Origin of the sequence: Streptomyces sp. NP160 (genome assembly GCF_006335115.1) — a bacterium.
Lineage (GTDB): Bacteria > Actinomycetota > Actinomycetes > Actinomycetales > Quadrisphaeraceae > Quadrisphaera.
The window spans coordinates 1-1,303 of the sequence record NZ_VDMJ01000089.1; the positions used below are offsets into that span (position 1 = coordinate 1).

The 1,303-nt window shown below is 78.4% G+C and carries 1 protein-coding gene and 1 pseudogene; both read left to right on the forward strand.

Translation table 11 applies throughout. The annotated features are described in order from the left end of the window. Positions 1–95 precede the first annotated feature (95 nt). Positions 96–398: pseudogene (locus tag FHN55_RS24025) on the forward strand (amidohydrolase family protein); the annotation flags it as partial. Positions 399–489: 91 nt separating this feature from the next. Next, positions 490–1,303 (forward strand): glycosyltransferase (locus tag FHN55_RS22030; RefSeq protein ID WP_139714547.1); only part of this gene is annotated, 814 nt, incomplete at its 3' end.

Sequence of the window (1,303 nt, forward strand, 5' to 3'; positions counted from 1 at the left end):
AGCGCCTCGAGGAGCTGCTGGCACACCCGGACTGGGCTCTGCACGGCACCGGCGCCCCGAGCCACGCCCGCCTGCTCGCCTCGCTCGAGGCCCTGGTGGGCGCCCACCCCGGCACCCGCTTCATCGCGGCGCACCTGGCCAGCTCGGCGGAGGACCTCGCCGCGGTCTCGGCCCTGCTCGACGCCCACCCCAACCTGGCCGTCGACCTGTCGGGGCGGCTGGCCGAGCTGGGGCGGCAGCCGCGCGCCGCCGCGTCCCTGCTGCGCCGCCACGCCGGGCGGGTGCTGTGGGGCAGCGACTCCTTCGGCTTCGCCGTCGAGGAGGTGCGCACGTGGTTCCGCCTGCTGGAGACGGCCGACGAGCACTTCCCGTACTCGCAGCAGCCGGTCCCGCCGCAGGGGCGCTGGGCGGTCTCGGGGCTGGACCTGCTCGCCACCGACCCCGACGCCCTGCGGGCGGCGCGCGCCGGCACCGGGCCGGCACACCGCGGTGCTCCTCGTCGAGGCGCACCTGGAGGAGAGCGGCGGGGTCCGCGTCACCCACGAGCTGGCGCGCCGCCTGCCCGGCGAGGGCCTGCCCGCGCGCCTGTTCGTGCTCCAGCGCACGGCACCGGGCCAGCCGGTGCTGGTTCCGGACCCCTCCGTCGAGGTGGTGCACGGGTCCTCCAGGCCCCGCCAGCTGCGCTGGGCGCTGCTGCCCGGGCTCGCGCGGCTGGTCCGTGAGGCGCGCCGAAGCGACGTCGTCGTGTCCGGCAGCGAGATCGGCTACGGCTTCCTGGCGGCGTGGGCGGCAGCCCGCCTGGCCCGGCGACCGTTCGCCGTGGTGGTGCAGAGCCAGCTGGCGCAGGCGCTGCACGAGTGGGTGCCGCGGCGCCTCCACGGCGTCACGCGCTGGGTGCACGCCCGCAGCGACCTGGCGCTGTGCGTCTCGGCGGGGCTCGTGCCGCCGGTCGTGGCCGCGGGGCTGCCGGAGGCGCGCACGGCGGTGGTCCCGGTGGGCGTCGACGTCGAGCTGGTGCGCGCGGCCGCGCTGCGCCCGGCCAGCGGCGCCGTCTCCGCCGCGCTCGCCTCCGGCCCGTTCGTGGTGGCGGCCGGCCGGCTGTCGGAGGCGAAGGGCTTCGACGTGCTGCTGCGGGCGTGGGCAGCGGCGCGGGAGCTCTCGGAGGCGGTGCGCCCCCTGACGCTGCTGCTGCTGGGCGAAGGGGCCGAGCGCGAGCACCTCGAGGGCCTGGTGCACCAGCTGGGGCTGGCGGGGTCGGTGCAGCTGCCGGGGTTCAGCACGGACCTGCAGGCCGCGCTGGCCG